This is a genomic window from Rhodococcus sp. NPDC058532, assembly GCF_042719255.1.
GTDB lineage: Bacteria > Actinomycetota > Actinomycetes > Mycobacteriales > Mycobacteriaceae > Rhodococcus_G.
Map to the genome: position 1 here is coordinate 127,600 of NZ_JBHXNU010000002.1, position 17,535 is coordinate 145,134.

Here is a 17,535-nt window from a genome sequence, read left to right on the forward strand (position 1 = left end):
GGAGGGGATCGCATGACCGATGTCATCGTTGTCGGTGCCGGACCGACGGGGTTGATGCTTGCGGGTGAGCTCCGACTCCGGGGCGTCGACGTCGTGGCGCTGGACAGGGAGCGGGAACCGACCCCGTTCGTTCGGGCCCTCGGCATCCACGTGCGGACGATCGAGATCATGGCGCAGCGCGGGCTGCTCGACCGCTTCCTGGCGCGCGGCACGAGGTATCCGCTCGGCGGCTTCTTCGCGGGCATCGCCGCACCGGCACCGGCGCATCTGGACACCGCACACGGCTACGTGCTCGGCATTCCGCAGCCGGAGATCGACGGCATCCTCGCCGATCACGCCACCGAGCTGGGGGCCGACCTTCGGCGTGGTCGCCGCGTCGTCGCGGTGCGCCAGGACACCGACGGGGTCACCGCCGAATTGGCCGACGGGACAGCACTGCACGCGCGTTATCTCGTCGGATGCGACGGCGGCCGCAGCACCGTCCGGAAGCTGATCGACGTCGGGTTCCCCGGCGAGCCGTCGACGTCCGACACGCTGATCGGCGAGGTGGCCGTGACCATGCCGGAGGAGGACCTGTCCGCCAGGGTCGCCGAGATCCGGGAGACCCAGAAGCGATTCGGCATCGGGCCGTCCGGGACCGGCGCGTACCGCGTTGTGGTGCCGGCGGCCGAGGTTGCCGACGCCCGAACGGCTCCGCCGACGCTGGACGACATCAAGGCGCGGCTGCGGGCCGTCGCGGGCACCGACTTCGGTGTGCACTCGCCGCGGTGGCTGTCCCGCTTCGGCGACGCCACCCGGCTGGCCGAGGCGTACCGCCGCGGCCGGGTGTTCCTCGCTGGCGACGCCGCACACATCCACCCACCGATGGGTGGGCAGGGTCTGAACCTCGGTATCCAGGATGTGTTCAACCTCGGATGGAAGCTCGCTGCCGCGATCAACGGCTGGGCGCCGCCCGACCTGCTCGACAGCTACGAATCCGAACGGCGCCCGGTGGCCGCGGACGTGCTGGACAACACGCGGGCCCAGGCCGAGTTGCTGTCCACCGAGGCGGGGCCGCAGGCGGTGCGCCGCCTGCTCACCGAGCTGATGGCGTTCGACGATGTGAACCGCCACCTGATCGAGAAGATCACCGCCATCTCGGTCCGCTACGACCTCGGCGCGGGCCACGACCTGCTCGGCAGGCGGCTGCGCGACATCGCGCTGTCCGGCGGCCCCCTCTACGACCGGATGCGCACCGGTCGAGGACTGCTGCTCGACCAGACCGGCGCACTGTCGGTCGCCGGGTGGAGCGACCGGGTCGACCACGTCGTCGACACCAGCGCCGAACTGGACGTTCCGGCGGCGCTGCTGCGTCCCGACGGTCATGTGGCGTGGGTCGGGAACGCGCAGGCCGACGCGGACGCCCACCTGGCCAGGTGGTTCGGCAGGCCGACGGTCTGAGCCCCGCCGTGCGTCGTTGTCGGGAAGGATCTGCCCCGCAATGCGGGGCAGATCCTTCCCGACTGTGCGGATCCGGCGTCAGCTGCGGGTGCGGAGCGCATACCGGACCTGCGGCCTGCCGGTGCGGCCGTACTCGGTGTGCCGGACCAGGACCCCGTCATCGGCGAGGCGTTCGAGGTAGCGCCAGGCCGTCACCCGCGACACCCCGACCGCGGCACCGACCTCCGCCGCGGTCCGCGGCGCGTCGGCCTCGCGGACACACCGCGCGACCGCGTCCAATGTCCGGGGCGCAACGCCTTTCGGGCTGGTGACCGGGGCCGGGGTGCCGCGCAGTGCGGCCATCGCCCGGTCGATGTCGTGTTGGCCCGCCGCGGTCAGCGGACCCCGCGCGTCGGTGATCGCCGCCCGGTAGGCGGCGTAGTGGTCGAGCTTGTCGCGCAGCGCGGCGAACGTGAACGGCTTGAGCAGGTACAGCACCACCCCGCGCGCGACCGCCGTCCGCACCACATCGAGTTCGCGGGCCGAGGTGACGGCGATGATGTCGGGGTTCGGGCGCAGCAGACCGAGCGCGGCCGCGACGTCGAGCCCGCTGGCGTCGGGCAGCCCGATGTCGAGCAGCACCAGGTCCACCGGTTCCGCGGACCGCGCCGCTGCCTGCGCGACCCGGACCGCGGCGTTCCCGGTGTGCACCACGTCGTGCACCGTGAACCCGGGCAGCCGGTCGAGGTACTCGCGGTGCGCCTGCGCGATCAGCGGTTCGTCCTCGACGATCAGCACCCGGATCACGGCGCGCCCCCGAACGGGATTTCCGCGACCACCAGCGACCCCAGCGACGGCTCGGTGCGGAGGGTGCCGCCGCGTCGGGTGATCGTCTGCGCCACCAGCGCCAGACCCAACCCGTGGTGGTCGGATTTGGTGGAATAGCCGCGGGTCATGGACCGCGCCAACGTGTCCGGATCCATGCCCGGTCCGCTGTCCGCGACCTCGATCACCACCGTCGACCGCTCCTGCCGCACCGTCACCTCCACCCACGCGTCCTCGGTCCCGCTCACCGCGTCGATCGCGTTGTCGACGAGGTTCCCGACCACCGTCACCAGGTCCCGGGACCGCAGCGGCACCGCGGCCAGCGCGGTGTCGTCGGTGACGGTCAACTCGACACCGCGCTCGGCCGCGGCATCGACCTTCCCGATCAGCAGGGCTGCGAGGGCGGGATCGGCGACGGTGGCCGTCACCCGGTCCACCAGCTGCTGGGAGAGCCGGAGCTCCTCGGTCGCGAACGCGACCGCCTCATCGGGCCTGCCGAGCTCGACCATCGTGATGATGGTGTGCAGGCGGTTCGCCGACTCGTGCGCCTGCGCCTGCAACGACTCCGCCAGCCCGCGCACCGAATCCAGTTCGCCGAGCACGGACCGCAATTCGGTGTGATCGCGCAGCGTCACCACCGTCCCGATCCGTCGACCCTCCCAGCGCACCGCGTCCCGCCCCACGACCAGCACCCGGTCCGCGGTCAGGTGCACCTCGTCGCGGGCATCGTCCCCATCCTCCGCCAGCGCCCGCACCGTCTCCGGCAGCGAGCCCATCGACACCGGGCCGTCCGCGGGCAGGCCGAGCAGCCGCCGGGCCTCGTCGTTGATCACGTCGACGCGGGGACCGTCACCCCCGGAGGTGCCGAACACCAGCAGGCCGTCGCCGATCGCCCGGAGCACCGCGTCGTGCTGCTCGTACAGTCGGCGCAGCTGATCGGGGGACAGCCCGAGGGTCTGCGTCCGCAAGCGCCTGCTGACCAGGACGGCGCCCGCCGTCGACACGGCGAGGCCGATCGCGACGATGCCGAGGAGGCCGGGCAGGCTGTCCCGGAACTGCTCCCAGCTCTTCTGCCGGGTCACCCCCACCGACACGAATCCGACGAGGGCGCCGGTGTCCTCGTACACCGGCGCGACCGCCCGGATCGACGGCCCGAGGCTGCCGGTGTACGTCTCGGTGAACGTCCGGCCCTGCCGCGCCGGTTCGGTGTGCCCGGTGTACGGCAACCCGATCCGGTCGGGGCGCGGATGGGTGAGCCGGATCTCGTCGAGGCCCATCACGACGACGAAGTCGACCCCGGTCGCCGCGCGGATCGCGGAGGCGACCGGCTGCAGGGCTCCGACCGGGTCGGGTCCGACGATGTCCGCCGCCACGGCGGGGATCTGTGCGGTCGTCGCGGCCACGTCCGTCACCGCAAGGCGGGTCGCGGCATCCGCGTCGCGTCGCTCCTCGACCGCGAACAGCCCGCCCGCGACGAGGACGACGACGGCGAGCGCCACCGTCTGCACGATCAGCAGCTGCCGCGCCACACTCATCGGTTCCCGACGTCGTCGCCCCACCCGTCGATTGTCGCGTGCGGACGGGGCGGTGAGCACGTTCACGACTGAACACAAGTTACGCAACCTTCACCCGCGGCGGCCCCCGCACCAGGATGTTCGTCGGAAGCTGAGGTGACACCGGACACGCGCGGGGCGCGGATCGTCGGTTTCCTCCGATTCGCACTCACAGTGAGGCAACCACCATGAGCAGTTCCACCGCATCGCCACGCCGGGACCGCACCCACTGGCTGTACATCGGCGTCATCGTCGCCGTCGTCGCCGGGGTTCTCGTCGGCTGGCAGGCGCCGGAGGTGGGCACGTCCCTCGGCATCCTCGGCACCACCTTCGTCGACCTGATCAAGATGATGATCGGTCCGGTCATCTTCTGCACCATCGTGCTGGGCATCGGGTCGGTGCGGGCGGCGGCGAGCGTCGGGCGGATCGGGGGCCTCGCGCTGGTCTACTTCATCGGGATGTCGACGGTCGCGCTCGGCATCGGCCTGGTCGTTGGCAACCTCCTCGACCCCGGCTCCGGTCTGAGCCTGACCCCCGACATGGCGGGCAGCGGCGCGGCGCTCGCGGACAAGGCGCACGACGCGGGCGGTACCGCCGGATTCATCGCCTCGATCATCCCGACGTCGATGCTGTCCGCGCTGACCGACGGCAGCGTGCTGCAGGCACTGTTCATCGCGCTGCTCGTCGGCTTCGGCCTGCAGGGGATGGGCGCGGCCGGTGAGCCGATCCTGCGCGGCATCGGGCACGTGCAGAAGCTGGTGTTCAAGGTCCTGTCGATGATCCTGTGGCTCGCGCCGATCGGCGCGTTCGGTGCGATCGCGAACGTCGTCGGCCGGACCGGTCTCGGCGCCGTCGTCCAACTGGGCGCGCTGATGCTCGGCTTCTACCTCACCTGCCTGGTGTTCGTGTTCGGTGTGCTCGGCAGCGTCCTGCGCGCGGTCGCCGGCGTGTCGATCTTCAAGCTCGTCCGCTACCTGGCCCGCGAGTACCTGCTGATCTTCGCGACGTCGTCGTCGGAGTCCGCGCTGCCGCGGCTGATCGCGAAGATGGAGCATCTCGGTGTGCAGAAGACCACCGTCGGTGTGGTGGTGCCCACCGGCTACTCCTTCAACCTGGACGGCACCGCGATCTACCTGACCATGGCCGCGATCTTCATCGCCGACGCGTTGAACCAGCCGCTCGCGCTGACCGAGCAGTTGTCGCTGCTGGTGTTCATGATCGTCGCGTCGAAGGGCGCCGCCGGTGTCACCGGCGCCGGGCTCGCCACCCTCGCGGGCGGCCTGCAGAGCCACCGACCGGACCTGGTCGACGGCGTCGGGCTGATCGTCGGCATCGACCGGTTCATGTCCGAGGCCCGCGCGGTGACGAACTTCTCCGGCAACGCCGTCGCCACCCTGCTGATCGGCACCTGGACGAAAACGGTTGACCGCGGGCAGGTCCGCGAGGTGCTGGGCGGCCGCCGTCCCTTCGACGAGGAGGCGTTCGCCGACGGCGAGGACCCCTCGATCAACCCGGTCGTCGCGGACGTCGATCCGCTGCCCGAGCGGGCACCGGCAAGGGTGCTGGACCGGGTCTGACCGACGTGCGCGAACCCGGTCCGGCGGGGTTCGCGCACAATGGCGTCCATGGCACTTCGCGAAGCTACCGGCATCGACGGCACCACCCTCGCCTACCGGGTGACCGGACCGGACGGGGCCCGACCGCTGGTGCTGCTGCACGGGTGGGCGCAGTCGATGACCTGCTGGGGCCCGGCGGTGCTGGCCGCGCTGGAACAGCAGTACCGGGTGATCGCGGTGGACCTGCGCGGGCACGGCTACTCCGGTGCCCCCGACACCGGCTACGACGACCCGAAGATCTGGGCGGGTGATGTCGCCGCCGTCCTCGCCGCCGAGGGGATCGAGAGAAACACGGTTCTCCTCGGCTGGTCCTACGGCGGCCTGGTGATCGCCGACTACCTCGCCGAGCACGGCACCGGCGCCGTCGACGGCATCATCCTGGTCGGCGCGATCACCAGCATCGGACGGGGCCAGAGGGGTGGCCACGTCGGCCCCGCGATGCGTGCCGCGCTGCCCGCGGCGCTGTCCGAGGAACCCCGGGATGCGATCCGGGCGCTCGGCAGTTTCGGGACCGCACTCACCGGCCCGGGGGAGCACGGCGTCGCCTCCCAGGCGCTGTTCGGGGCCAGCCTCGCCACCCCGCCGCGGGTGCGGGCGGCGCTGTTCGGGCGGGAGATCGGCCACGACGACCTGCTCGCGGGGCTCGACGTCCCGGCGCTGATCCTGCACGGCACCGACGACACCGTCGTCGACGTCGCCGCGGGCAGGCACGCCGCCGAGTTGATCCCGAACGCCACCGCCTCCTACTGGGAGGGATGCAACCACGGCCCGTTCGTCGAGGACCCGGACCGGTTCGTCGCCGAGGTGAGCGCGTTCATCGACGCGCTCTGACCCGACGCGGTGCCTCGGCTCAGCGGGACAGGGCCCGGGACCGTGCCACCGAGGTGAGCTTGTCCGGGTTGCGCACCAGGTACACCGCGGACACCAGCCCGTCGGACACCTCGATCATCGCGACGGTGTCGAGCACGTCGCCGGAGTAGATCAGCACCGACGGCACCGAGTTGACCACCCCGGCCTCGAAGCGGATGCCGGGGACACCGATCCGGCCGAGCCCGGTCATGAACTGCGCCACCCGCTCGCGGCCCAGCACCGGCCTGCGCGCGGCGTTGACCTTGCCGCCGCCGTCCGAAATCTCCACGACGTCCGGCGACATCAGGTCCATCAACGCCTGAATGTCGCCGGACATCGCTGCGCCGAGGAACCTCCCGGCCACCTCCTGCGCGTCCGCCGACGTGGGCGCGAACCGGCGGCGGCGGGCCTGCACGTGACCCCGGGCGCGGTGCGCGGTCTGCCGGACCGCCGTCTCGGAGCGGCCCACCGCCGCCGCGACCTCGGCGTGGCTGAAGCCGAACACCTCGCGCAGCACGAACACCGCCCGCTCGTCCGGGCTCAGCGTCTCGAGTACCAGCAGCATCGCCATCGACACCGACTCGGCGAGCAGAATGTCTTCTGTCGCATCGGGTTCGGTGCGGATCGGCTCCGGAAGCCAACTCCCGACATAGTCCTCCCGGCGGCGCCCGGTGGTGCGCAGATGGTTCAGCGCCTGCCGGGTCACGATCTGCGCGAGGTAGGAGCGCGGATTCCCGACCGTCGCCGGGTCCACCTCCGCCCAGCGCAGGTAGCTGTCCTGCAGCACGTCGTCGGCGTCGGTCGCGCTGCCGAGGATCTCGTACGCGACCGTGAACAGCAGCGGCCGGTACTCGGTGAACGTGTCGACGGCGCTCACACCATCGCCCCCTGTTCTGCGCGCGCCCGCCGCGGACCGCGCAGCCAGCGGTACCCGCCCGCGCCGGGTCCGATCCACCGCAGCGTGGTCCGGCAGACCTGCTCCTTCACGCGCGCGCCGGTCCGGCCGCGCAGCGCCCAGCGCCGCGGGCTGTCGTCGGTGCGGACGAACTGCACGACGCCGGCGCGCCGCCCCAGGCTGACGCATTGCAGCAGAAAGCCCATCGACAGCGGCTCCGGGTCGCGGCCGTCGAGGAGCGCGAGCACGGTGTCGGCGCCGTGCGCACCGAGCGGGATCGCGGCCTGGCAGCTCATCCGGATGTGTCCGGCGACGCTGTCCGGCGGTGCGACCGCGTCGCCGACCCCGACGATCGTCGGGTGGCCCGGGACCACCAGGGCCCCGTCGGTGCGCAGTCGGCCCTGCGTGTCGACCGGGAGCCCGCTGCGCCGCGCCAGGTCCGGGACCCGGAACTCGCCTGCCCACACCGCGACAGCGGAAGCGCACTCGGTGCCGTCGTCCAGGAGCACCCGGTCGGCCTCGATCCGGGTCGCGCGCGCTCCCTCCCGAATCCGGACCCCGAGCCGGGCCAGGGCGCGGGTGACGGCGCGGCGACCCCGCGGCGCCAGGCTCGCCGCGACCGGGCCGGACGACACCAGCCGCACCCGCAGGTCCGGGCGCTGCTCGGCGATCTCCGCCGCCGTCTCGACGCCGGTCAGGCCGCCGCCGATCACCACCACCGACGCCCCCGCGTCGAGATCCCGCAGCCGGGTGCGCAGCCGCTCCGCGTCCTCCAGGTCGCCGACCGCGAACGCGTGCTCGGCGCCGTCGGGTCCGCCGCCGGTGCTGCTGCCGACCGCGTAGATCAGGTGGTCGAAATCGATCACCTCGCCGTCGGTCAGCAGCAATTGGCGATCCTCGATCCGGTCAGCCGTGCCCACCCGCAGCACGACGTCGGGGTGCAGCACCCCCGCCAGCGGCACGGTGGCGTCACCGGAATCGGCGGCGTACTGGTGCAGTCGCACCCGCTCGACGAACTCGTCCCGCGGGTTGACCACCGTCACGGTCGCCTCCGGGCGTCCCGCCGCGATCCGGTTGGCGGCCATCACGCCGGCGTACCCCGCCCCGACGACCACGACCCGCCTCGTGCCGTTCATCTCCACCACGTCCTCCCTCGACTCGAGTGATCCTCATACCTGGGACACCGCTCGGGCGGAAGACGTGACAGTGAACTGCGCCACAATCGTTGGCGCCAGGACCGTTACCGGGCCGGACGGCGCCCGGAGCGGGGCAGGCGGGGCAGCCGCGGACGCATCGGGGGGTAGACGAGGGTGAGGGCCGCGAGCAGCGTGAAGTAGCTGCGCAGCACCCGGAAGCACAGGTAGCCCGGGATGTATTTGACCGCCCGCGGCTGCCAGTACAGGCACACCCCGAGCGTCACGAACAGCGACATGCCGAGCAGCGTTGCCACCACCGGCTGCCACTGCATCGTGGTGAACGTCGCGCGGAAGAACACCTCCGCGATCACCGCGAACAGCAGCAGCGGACCGAGCATCGCCCGGCGGGCCGCGTTCACCAGCTGAAACGGCAGGACGAACGTGCCGGTCATCGAGCGACGGTCGAACAGGATCGCGCGATTCCGTGCGGTGAGGTGGTAGATGCTGCGGAACCAGCGGGTGCGCTGCTCGCGCAGGTGGGCGTACGACGCCGGAGTTTCACTGTGGTACACCGCAACCGGGTCGGAGATGCTGTGATAGCCGGCGGCGGTCAACCGCATGCAGATGTCGGTGTCCTCGCCGTTCATCCCCTGGACCATGCCGCCGACCTCGACCAGGGTGCTGCGCCGGTACACGGTGAACATGCCGGGGACGCCGAGGACCCCCTGATAGCCGTCGAGCGACACCTGGAAGAACCCGTGCCGCATGTACACCTCGACCAGACGGACCTTGTCGATCCACGTCCGCTCCTCCGCGGGCATCGGAATGCCGCCGACGGACCCGACATTCGGGTCGGCGAAGTGGGTCATCGCGGTCTGCAGGCAGCCAGGGCCGATCACGGTGTCGGCGTCGATGCGGACGATGAACTCCTCGGTGAGGTGCGCGATGCCCATGTTCAGCGCGATCGCCTTGCCGGGGGTCGGGCATTCGAGCACCTCGCCGGTGATGTTGACGCATCCGTCGATCGCCAGCTGGGCGACCGCATGGGTGTCGTCGGAGGAGGCGTTGTTCACCACGCAGAGATGGATTCGGCCGGGGTAGGTCGCGGCGGCCGCGTCGACGGACGCGATGGTGGCGCCGATGCTATGCGCCTCGTTGTGGGCGGGGACCAGGATCGCCGCCGGTGGGACATGGCCCGCGCCCGCCCGGCGGGACCGGTCGAGGGCGCGGACCCCGAACCACGCGGTCGAGGCCGCGAACAACTGCTGGACCAGGAAGACGCCTGCGCCGATGCCACCGAGGATCGCCCACGCCTTCAACGCGTCCACGACCGCGGACAGGAAGTGCAGCGCGACCGCGGTCACCAGAATCGACGCCGCCAGGCAGCCGAACCACACCGCGAACGCCCGTCGCGGCGTGCCGGGGCTGGTCGGCACCGGACCCGGATCGGGGAGGTGCGCCTGCCGAAGAATGGTGTGCGGGAACAGGGCCAGCGCCGCCAGACCGGACAGCATCTGCAGCGCGAACGCGGAGATCGACACGATCCCGGAACCGTGCAGCACCCAGGCGCCGACGTCGACGACGGTGCAGAACACCGCGAACTTCCCCAGCAGCGCGGCGCCGATGAACAACCGCCGCCAGCGGTTCGAGTAGGCGAACGCCGCGTAGGTGACGAAGAAGACGACCAGGAACATGCGCAGCGGGAACACCACGTCCCCCCCGGCGCCCGCGAAGAAGATGAGATCACGCGGCAGGTCCCGGTCGACGGTGTGGACCAGCAGGGTCCGCAGGCACATGACGAGGATGCCGAGCGCCGCGAACGTGATCAGGAATCCGTTGGCCGCGCTGGCGGGCCGGTCGACGGCGTAGCCCTTCGGGGCGCTGTCGACGGACCGGAAGTGGTCGGTGATCGCCCCGCCCTTGGGGCGTGCCACCCCGGTCATCGTGGAGCGTCGCGGCGGACCGGGGTGGTCGGGGCGATCGTGCCGTCCGGGTTGACCACGATGGCGCCCTGCGAGGTCACGATCTGCGCGGACTCGCGGCCGAAGTCGGGCAGCCGGACGGCCCCGGCGTCGCCCGCGTACTGGACCACCAGTCCGGGGGCGCCGCCGGTGCCGGTCGCGGTCTCGACGACCAGGCCGGTGTCGAACGCCGAAATGTCCAGCGGCGTCGGGTCCGGGCCCGCGACGATGCGGCCGTCCGCCAGGCGCACCGGCGGCGCCACGTCGGGACTGTCCCCGACCAGGATGAACGGCTGCCCCGGCGCCGGCTGGCCGCCCCACCGGAACTCCGGATCGTACTGGGCGGGAACGAAATCGGTGAGGACGGGAGTGACCGCGTTGAGCTGCTCGACGGCGTTCGCCTCGGTCGCGTCGGGGAGAGAGACCGCGAACCCCGGCGCCAACTGGCGCGGCAGCGCGGTGAACCCGGCACCCGGATCGTCGCCCAACTGCAGCGCCGATTCGCCGCGCAGCTGGATCGGGTAACTCGTCACCCGCACGTTGCAGCCGCCGAGGTCGCGGTCGCGCTGCACGGTCAGCGTCAGCGTGTTGTCGAGCAGTTGGTCGGCGGGCGGCAGGTCGATCGTGGCGACCCCGCCGGTCGCGTTGAGCCGCTGACTGCCGAGGAAGCGGCCGTTGAGGTCGGTATTCAACAGCCAGGTCAGGTCGTCGGGGGAGTCGGGCAGCTGCACCGCGACCCGCACGGAGGCCGGCGCCCTGCCACCGGGGAGGTCGGCGAGGGAGTACCCGACCCGCCAGCGCCGGGTCTCGGTGATCTGGCCCCGCGACATGTCCGCGCCGAGCGACGCGAGCGGCACCTGGTCGCCGCCGGGCGTCGCCGGGGTGACGGCGCGGGGATCGGCGGTGTCGGAGTCGGCCGTCGCGACGGTCGGCTCGGTGAGGAAGGTGGACAGCAGATCCCCGCGCGGCTCGACGAGCCCGAGCACCGGTGCGCCGTCGATCCGGCCGACGGTGACGGCGGCCGCGTCGCCGTCGACGGGCCGCCATCCGGTGGCCTCGGTGAGGGTGGCGGCCGGGCCGAGCAGGATGGTGTTGCGCAGGTCGCCGTCCGGCGGGCTGTCCGTGTAGCTGACGTCGTGGCCCGCTCGGGTCAATGCCATGCCGAGATATGCTGCCGTGGTGCGCCATTGATCGCCGCGGTCGGTGAGGACGACGGTGAGGGCCCGGTCCCACGAGGCGACCGTATCGCGGACCGTGTGGATCGGCTGGTCCAGCGCCGCCTCGAGCACGCTGGCCGGGTCGAGGTGGACCTGCATCCCCGCCGAATGATCGGGGGTGCAGGTCTCGTCGTGGCGGGTGCCCTCGGCCCGCACCTGAACGCGGACCCGGCCGTCGCCCGCCGCCTGGTCGGGGACGTCGACGAAGGTGTCGAGGGGGTTGTCGCCGGTGGCGAGTTGCGTCTTGGACACCTGCTGGCCGTCCATGCTCACCACCAGGAAGACGGTGCTGTCGGCGGCGACCTGCGTGGACCCGGTCAGGTGCAGCCGGGTCTCGTCGCGCCCCGAATCCGCGGGCAGGGTCACCAGATAGCTCGTCGACGGGGAGTCGTCGGTCAGCCAGACCCCGTCGGCGTGACCGGAGCCGGCGAGGGTCTTCGCGAAGTGGCGTTCGGGTGGAACCTCGAGACTGGTGTCGTCGACGTCCTTGGTGAACCACGACGGCCGCACCACGATGAAGCCGGCCAGCAGGACCAGGGCGACACCGAGCACCCACCACGCCGATCTCGGGACGGTGCGCCCCTTTTCGCCCTTGAAGTAGCGTCCGGTGTCGTCGGGGCTCGCCCCGCCCGGCCGGTCCCGGTCGCTGCTGTCGTGGTCTGACGTGCCCGATCCGCCGGTGTCCTCGCCGTCGTTGCTCATCGTCGTCCTTCCCGCCGCAGCGTCGATCCGTCGCCAGGCTCGGTGGTCATCGTCGCCCGATGCTGGGTTCTCCCGTTGCGGCCCTGCGAGTGTCGTTCCACGCGGAGGTGCACGGGATGCGGGACGTGTCGACCCGGGTGGCGTACTTCTGCGCGATGTCCACCGACTCGGTGAGCAGTCCGGTCGCGAGCCGGGTCGGGGTCAGGCCAAGGCCGAGCAGCTGATCGTTGCGGGCGTCGAGGTCGTTCTCGTCGGCCTCCGCCCGCGGATTCGGCAGGTACGCGACGGTCGCCCCGGTCGTCGCCGCGACCAGCTCGGCCAGGTCCGTCACCCGATGGGTCTCGGTGACCTGGTTCATCACCCGGACCCGCGACGCGGACACCTCGGAGCCGGACTCGACGGCCAACCGGATGCAGCGGACGGTGTCCCGGATGTTGATGAACGCCCGCGTCTGGCCGCCGGTCCCGTGCACGGTCAACGGATGCCCGACCGCGGCCTGCACCAGGAACCGGTTGAGGACGGTGCCGTAGTCGCCGTCGTAGTCGAACCGGTTGATCAGGCGTCCGTCGCGGGCGGTGTCGTCGGTCTGGGTTCCCCAGACGATGCCCTGGTGCAGGTCGGTGATCCGGACGCCGTCGTTGCGGGCATAGAACTGAAACAGCAACTGGTCCAACGACTTGGTCAGGTGGTAGACGCTGCCCGGCTGGGTGGGATAGAGGATGTCCCTGGTGTGCGGATCGCCGTTGCGGTCCGGATAGGTCACCGTCAAATAGCCCTCCGGCAGGTCGACGGGCACCGATTCGTAGCCGTACACGCCCATCGTGCCCAGGTGCACCACATGCGCGTCGAGTCCGGTCTGCACCACCGCCGCGAGCAGGTTGTGCGTCCCGTTCAGATTGTTGTCGATCGTGTACCGCTTGTGGCTGGGCGACTTCATCGAGTACGGGGCGGCCCGCTGCTCGGCGAAATGGACGACGGCGTCGGGACGTTCGGTCGTCAGCAGGTCGACCAGCTCGTCGTAGTCGCGGGCCAGATCGAGGGCGACGGTGCCGATGGTGTTGCCGGTGACCTCGTGCCAGGCCCGAACCCGTTCGGCGAGCGGACGGATCGGGGTCAGTGACTGCACCCCGAGCTCATCATCGATCCGGCGCCGCACCCCGCTGTCGACGATCGTGACGTGGTGGCCGTGCGCGGACAGGTGCAGGGCACTCGGCCAGCCGCAGAACCCGTCACCGCCGAGAACGAGGACACGCATGTGAGGCACTCCCGTCGTGAGCAAACCGATCAGGACCGAGCGGTGAGGCCCTTCCTTCGGGAGGGCCTCACCGAGTTGGTCCGGGCGATTACGGTGTGACGATGGCGAAATCGGGGTCGGGTCCGTCGAGGTAGCCGACCAACGTGGCCAGCTTCGCGGCGTCTCCCTCGACCGCCACGCTGCCGCTTGCGATTTGCTCGCTCAGGTCCGCCCCGCCGAGCAGGAGGCGATGCAGGTCCGCATTGCTGATGGTGAACGTGGCGTCGGGCGCGGGCACCTCGCCGTCGACGTCGAAGTGCACCAACACCCCGTTGCGCAGCCGGCTGCGGTGCACGAGGTCGGCGTCCGTGACCCGCCAGTCGATCGTGATGTCGGCATCCCAGGATCGCGGACCGTCGAGCCGGAGCGCGATGGCGTCGAACAGCTGCTCGACGGTCAGCGCGCCCGCGATGTCCGGGGAGTTCGTGGCGAGTGGGGTTCCGATTCCGCCGTTGCGGAGCTCGTAGGCGCCCATCAGGAAGAAGTTGCGCCAGGTCCCGTTTTCCGAGCCGAAGCCGAGCTGCTCAAGGGTGTCTGCCTGCAGGGCGGTGGCCTCGGCGTTGGTCGGGTCGGCGAAGATCACGTAGTTGAGCACCTGCGCGACCCAGCGGAAGTCGCCCTCGGCGAACGACTGTCGTGCCTTCTCCAGGACCGTCTGCGCGCCGCCCATGAACTCGACGTGGCGCTTCGCGGACTCGACCGGGGGGTGCTCCCAGAGGGTCGCCGGGTTGCCCTCGAACCAACCCATGTAGCGCTGGTAGATCGCCTTGACGTTGTGGCTGACCGACCCGTAGTAGCCGTGCGTATGCCAGGACTGCTCGATCGCGGGCGGCAGCTGGATATCCTCGGCGAACTCGATCCCCGTGGAGCCCTTGTTGATTGCACGCAGCGTCTGGTCGTGCAGATAGCCGTAGAGGTCGCGCTGCACGGAAAGGAACTCGGTCAGCCGCTCGGTGCCCCACGTCGGCCAGTGATGCGACGCGAAGACCACGTCGGTGCGGGCCGCGTACTTGTTGATCGACTCGGTCAGGTACTTCGACCAAATGTGCGGATCACGCACCAGCGCGCCGCGCAGCGTCAGCAGGTTGTGCAGCGTGTGGGTGGCGTTCTCCGCCATGCACAGCGCCCGATGATCCGGAAAGTGGAAGTTCATCTCCGAAGGCGCCTCGGTGCCCGGCGTCATCTGGAACTCGATGCGGACACCGTCGACGGTCTCGGTCTGACCGGTGTGCGTGATGTCGAGGGTCGGGGCGATCAGCGTCGGGGTACCCGTCGAGTTGGTGGGTCCGAGTCCTGCCCCGACCGCGCCATGCGGCCCGCGCGGCAGCGCGGCCCCGTACATGTAGGCCGATCGGCGCGCCATTGCGGCGCCCGCGTACACGTTCTCGGCGACCGCGTGCTCGACGAAGCCCGCGGGCGCAAGCACGGGGCAACGGCCCGCATCGACGTCCTCCTGGGTGGTAACCCCCTTGACGCCGCCGAAGTGGTCGATGTGGCAGTGCGTGTAGATGACCCCGGTGACCGGTCGATCGCCGCGATGCTCGCGGTACAGCGCCAACCCGGCGGCGGCGGTTTCCGCGGAGATCAACGGGTCGATCACGATCACGCCGGTGTCGCCCTCGACGAGGGTCATGTTCGACAGGTCGAGGCCGCGGATCTGATAGATCCCGTTGGTCACCTCGAACAGGCCCTGCATGGCGCACAGTTTCGACTGCCGCCACAGGCTCGGGTGCACCGTGTCCGGGCACTGCTCGTTCAGGAAGCCGAAGGCGTCGCTGTCCCAGACAACCTTGCCGGCGTCGTTCTTCACCACGCCCGGGTCGAGCGCCGCAATGAAGCCGCGTCTCGCGTCCTCGAAGTCCTGCTCGTCGCCGAACGGCAACCGCTGCTGTGCGTCGTCGTGCTGGGCCTTCACGCTTGCCGACACGGTATCCGTCATGGCTCTCCTTCCACGGGACCGGGCTCGTCGCGGACTGCACCGGACGGAGCGATCGGTCTACTTGGCGACACCGGGCACCGCCTGGACGGCCGATGCCTCGTGACCCGACAGTGGCACCGGAAAGGGGACGGTGCTTCACCCGTGGGGGATGAGCCTTCGCGCGGTGCGATGCGGGGCGTCGGCGGGGACAGGGCAAGATGGAGTCGTGACGCCAGCACAGAATCATCGACTTCGACGGGTGGCCGTCCTGTCGGTGCACACCTCGCCGTTGGCGCAGCCGGGCACCGGGGACGCGGGCGGCATGAACGTCTACGTGCTGCAGAGCGCGCTGCAACTCGCGCGCCGCGGCATCGAGGTGGAGATCTTCACCAGGGCCACGTCGTCGGCGGACGCGCCGGTCGTGGAGGCGGCGCCCGGCGTGCTGGTCCGCAATGTCGTCGCCGGGCCGTTCGAGGGTCTCGACAAGCACGACCTGCCGACCCAGCTGTGCGCGTTCACCGCTGGCGTGCTGCGCGAGGAGGCGCACCACGAACCCGGGTACTACGACCTGATCCATTCCCACTACTGGCTGTCCGGGCAGGTCGGCTGGCTGGCCAGGGACCGCTGGGGGGTGCCGCAGGTGCACACCGCCCACACCCTCGCTGCGGTGAAGAACGCGTCCCTCGCGGACGGCGACACCCCGGAACCGGCGGCCCGGCAGATCGGTGAGCAGCAGGTGGTCGCGGAGGCGGACCGGCTGATCACCAACACCGCCGAGGAGGCGGGGCAGCTCGTCGACATCTACGGCGCCGAGCGCGACCGCATCGACGTCGTCGCGCCGGGCGCCGACCTCGGCCGGTACCGGCCGGGGGACCGCGCCGCCGCCCGCACCGAACTCGGCCTCGACCCCGCCGAGCTGATCGTCACGTTCGTCGGCCGCATCCAGCCGCTGAAGGCGCCGGACGTGCTGCTGCGGGCCGCAGCGGAACTGCACCGGCGTGAGCCCGGCCTTCCGGTGCGGGTGCTGGTGGTCGGTGGGCCGTCCGGCAGTGGACTCGAGCGCCCGGACTCGCTGATCGACCTGGCCGCCGAGCTCGGCATTTCCGCGCGGGTCACGTTCCTGCCGCCGCAGCCGCCGGACCGCCTGGTGCAGGTGTACCGGGCGTCGGACGTCGTCGCGGTCCCGAGCTACTCCGAGTCGTTCGGCCTGGTCGCGCTCGAGGCGCAGGCCAGCGGGACGCCGGTCGTCGCGGCCGATGTCGGCGGGCTCGGCGTCGCCGTGCGCAGCGGCCACAGCGGGCTGCTGGTGCCCGGCCACGACACCGGGGACTGGGCGGACGCGCTGCGGACCGTGCTGGTCGACGACGCGCTGCGGGCGTCGTTCGCGCGGAACGCGCCGGTGCACGCGGCGAACTTCTCGTGGGAGCACACCGCGGACGGACTGCTCGACAGCTATCACCGGGCGGTCGCCGGTTATCGGCGCAGCGGCGACCTCACCCAGCGGCGCGGCCGCGGCCTGTGGAAACTGCGCCGGCGGGGAGGAGTACGCGCATGAGCACTGCGGTGAACGAGACGGCGACCCTGATCGAGGCGGCCCTGACCGACCGCGACCTCGAGTTTTCGCGGCCCGCGCCCCACCAGTTCGTCGTCGAGCTGCCGGGGGAGCACAAGCTCAAGACGAGCTGCCTGCTCACCGTCGGCAACCACGGGGTGCGGGTCGAGGCGTTCGTGTGCCGCAAGCCGGACGAGAATTTCGAGGGGGTCTACAAGTACCTGCTGCGCCGCAACCGCCGCCTGTACGGGGTGCACTACACGATCGACAAGATCGGGGACATCTATCTCGTCGGCCGGATCAGCACCCACGCGGTCACCGGCGATGAGCTCGATCGGGTGCTCGGGCAGGTGCTTGAGGCGGCGGATGGCGACTTCAACATCCTGCTCGAGCACGGGTTCGCGAGTTCGATTCGGCGGGAATGGGAGTGGCGGGTCTCGCGCGGGGAGTCGCTGAAGAATCTGGAGCCGTTCCGGCACCTCGTCGAGGGTGGCGGCGTCGAGGGCGGCGGCGCGCCATGGCCCGGTGCGGGCACGCCTGGCGTCGCGGACCGGGGTGCGTCGGGGTAGGTTCGGGGAACATGAGCGAGCGCTTAGTT

The 17,535-nt window shown here is 71.1% G+C and carries 13 protein-coding genes; 5 read left to right on the forward strand and 8 right to left on the reverse strand.

From position 1 onward, the window contains the following. The first annotated feature begins 12 nt into the window (after positions 1-12). Positions 13-1,440, forward strand: coding sequence for a rifampin monooxygenase (gene rox, locus ACFWQG_RS03400; RefSeq protein WP_378506180.1), 1,428 nt, complete (start codon positions 13-15; stop codon positions 1,438-1,440). Positions 1,441-1,518: 78 nt separating this feature from the next. Here rox and ACFWQG_RS03405 read toward each other — a convergent pair whose 3' ends face one another. Next, on the reverse strand, positions 1,519-2,226 hold the full coding sequence (locus ACFWQG_RS03405) for a response regulator (protein ID WP_378506181.1): 708 nt from the start codon (positions 2,224-2,226) through the stop codon (positions 1,519-1,521). Continuing rightward, on the reverse strand, positions 2,223-3,779 hold the full coding sequence (locus ACFWQG_RS03410) for an ATP-binding protein (protein ID WP_378506182.1): 1,557 nt from the start codon (positions 3,777-3,779) through the stop codon (positions 2,223-2,225). The genes ACFWQG_RS03405 and ACFWQG_RS03410 overlap by 4 nt, the downstream gene beginning before the upstream one ends. A 206-nt stretch (positions 3,780-3,985) precedes the next feature. On the opposite strand from ACFWQG_RS03410, the gene ACFWQG_RS03415 reads away from it, so the two are divergent. Both ACFWQG_RS03415 and ACFWQG_RS03420 read left to right on the forward strand, forming a co-directional pair. Then, positions 3,986-5,374, forward strand: coding sequence for a cation:dicarboxylate symporter family transporter (locus ACFWQG_RS03415; protein WP_378506183.1), 1,389 nt, complete (start codon positions 3,986-3,988; stop codon positions 5,372-5,374). 48 nt (positions 5,375-5,422) lie between these two features. Then, the gene (locus ACFWQG_RS03420) at positions 5,423-6,244 is read left to right on the forward strand and encodes an alpha/beta fold hydrolase (protein WP_378506184.1); all 822 of its coding nucleotides are present in this window, start codon (positions 5,423-5,425) and stop codon (positions 6,242-6,244) included. 19 nt (positions 6,245-6,263) lie between these two features. Here ACFWQG_RS03420 and ACFWQG_RS03425 read toward each other — a convergent pair whose 3' ends face one another. The 6 genes from ACFWQG_RS03425 to ACFWQG_RS03450 form a co-directional block, all read right to left on the reverse strand. Continuing rightward, on the reverse strand, positions 6,264-7,139 hold the full coding sequence (locus tag ACFWQG_RS03425; protein ID WP_378506185.1) for an RNA polymerase sigma-70 factor: 876 nt from the start codon (positions 7,137-7,139) through the stop codon (positions 6,264-6,266). Next, positions 7,136-8,293, reverse strand: a complete 1,158-nt coding sequence (locus tag ACFWQG_RS03430; RefSeq protein ID WP_378506186.1) for an NAD(P)/FAD-dependent oxidoreductase — start codon at positions 8,291-8,293, stop codon at positions 7,136-7,138. Before ACFWQG_RS03430 ends, ACFWQG_RS03425 begins: the two co-directional genes overlap by 4 nt. A 104-nt stretch (positions 8,294-8,397) precedes the next feature. Then, on the reverse strand, positions 8,398-10,236 hold the full coding sequence (locus tag ACFWQG_RS03435; protein WP_378506187.1) for a glycosyltransferase: 1,839 nt from the start codon (positions 10,234-10,236) through the stop codon (positions 8,398-8,400). After that, the gene (locus ACFWQG_RS03440) at positions 10,233-12,173 is read right to left on the reverse strand and encodes a hypothetical protein (RefSeq protein WP_378506188.1); all 1,941 of its coding nucleotides are present in this window, start codon (positions 12,171-12,173) and stop codon (positions 10,233-10,235) included. The genes ACFWQG_RS03435 and ACFWQG_RS03440 overlap by 4 nt, the downstream gene beginning before the upstream one ends. A gap of 46 nt (positions 12,174-12,219) precedes the next feature. Next, positions 12,220-13,428 carry an NAD-dependent epimerase/dehydratase family protein gene (locus ACFWQG_RS03445; RefSeq protein ID WP_378506189.1) on the reverse strand — a complete coding sequence of 403 codons (1,209 nt, stop codon included), beginning with the start codon at positions 13,426-13,428 and terminating at the stop codon, positions 12,220-12,222. Between the two features lie 88 nt (positions 13,429-13,516). Next, complete coding sequence (locus tag ACFWQG_RS03450) at positions 13,517-15,406, reverse strand: alkyl/aryl-sulfatase (RefSeq protein WP_378506190.1); 1,890 nt, start codon at positions 15,404-15,406, stop codon at positions 13,517-13,519. Between the two features lie 148 nt (positions 15,407-15,554). Between ACFWQG_RS03450 and mshA the strand changes: the two genes are divergently transcribed. Then, the gene (mshA, locus tag ACFWQG_RS03455) at positions 15,555-16,940 is read left to right on the forward strand and encodes a D-inositol-3-phosphate glycosyltransferase (protein WP_378506191.1); all 1,386 of its coding nucleotides are present in this window, start codon (positions 15,555-15,557) and stop codon (positions 16,938-16,940) included. Continuing rightward, complete coding sequence (locus tag ACFWQG_RS03460; RefSeq protein WP_378506192.1) at positions 16,937-17,506, forward strand: YbjN domain-containing protein; 570 nt, start codon at positions 16,937-16,939, stop codon at positions 17,504-17,506. The genes mshA and ACFWQG_RS03460 overlap by 4 nt, the downstream gene beginning before the upstream one ends. The last annotated feature ends 29 nt before the right edge of the window (positions 17,507-17,535 follow it).

Excerpts from the sequence above, each read along its gene's own strand:
- rox (WP_378506180.1), top strand. The coding sequence starts at position 13 with ATGACCGATGTCATCGTTGTCGGTGCCGGACCGACGGGGTTGATGCTT.
- ACFWQG_RS03410 (WP_378506182.1), bottom strand. The coding sequence starts at position 3,779 with ATGAGTGTGGCGCGGCAGCTGCTGATCGTGCAGACGGTGGCGCTCGCC.
- ACFWQG_RS03415 (WP_378506183.1), top strand. The coding sequence starts at position 3,986 with ATGAGCAGTTCCACCGCATCGCCACGCCGGGACCGCACCCACTGGCTG.
- ACFWQG_RS03420 (WP_378506184.1), top strand. The coding sequence starts at position 5,423 with ATGGCACTTCGCGAAGCTACCGGCATCGACGGCACCACCCTCGCCTAC.
- ACFWQG_RS03430 (WP_378506186.1), bottom strand. The coding sequence starts at position 8,293 with ATGAACGGCACGAGGCGGGTCGTGGTCGTCGGGGCGGGGTACGCCGGC.
- ACFWQG_RS03435 (WP_378506187.1), bottom strand. The coding sequence starts at position 10,236 with ATGACCGGGGTGGCACGCCCCAAGGGCGGGGCGATCACCGACCACTTC.
- ACFWQG_RS03440 (WP_378506188.1), bottom strand. The coding sequence starts at position 12,173 with ATGAGCAACGACGGCGAGGACACCGGCGGATCGGGCACGTCAGACCAC.
- ACFWQG_RS03445 (WP_378506189.1), bottom strand. The coding sequence starts at position 13,428 with ATGCGTGTCCTCGTTCTCGGCGGTGACGGGTTCTGCGGCTGGCCGAGT.
- ACFWQG_RS03450 (WP_378506190.1), bottom strand. The coding sequence starts at position 15,406 with ATGACGGATACCGTGTCGGCAAGCGTGAAGGCCCAGCACGACGACGCA.
- mshA (WP_378506191.1), top strand. The coding sequence starts at position 15,555 with ATGAGCCTTCGCGCGGTGCGATGCGGGGCGTCGGCGGGGACAGGGCAA.
- ACFWQG_RS03460 (WP_378506192.1), top strand. The coding sequence starts at position 16,937 with ATGAGCACTGCGGTGAACGAGACGGCGACCCTGATCGAGGCGGCCCTG.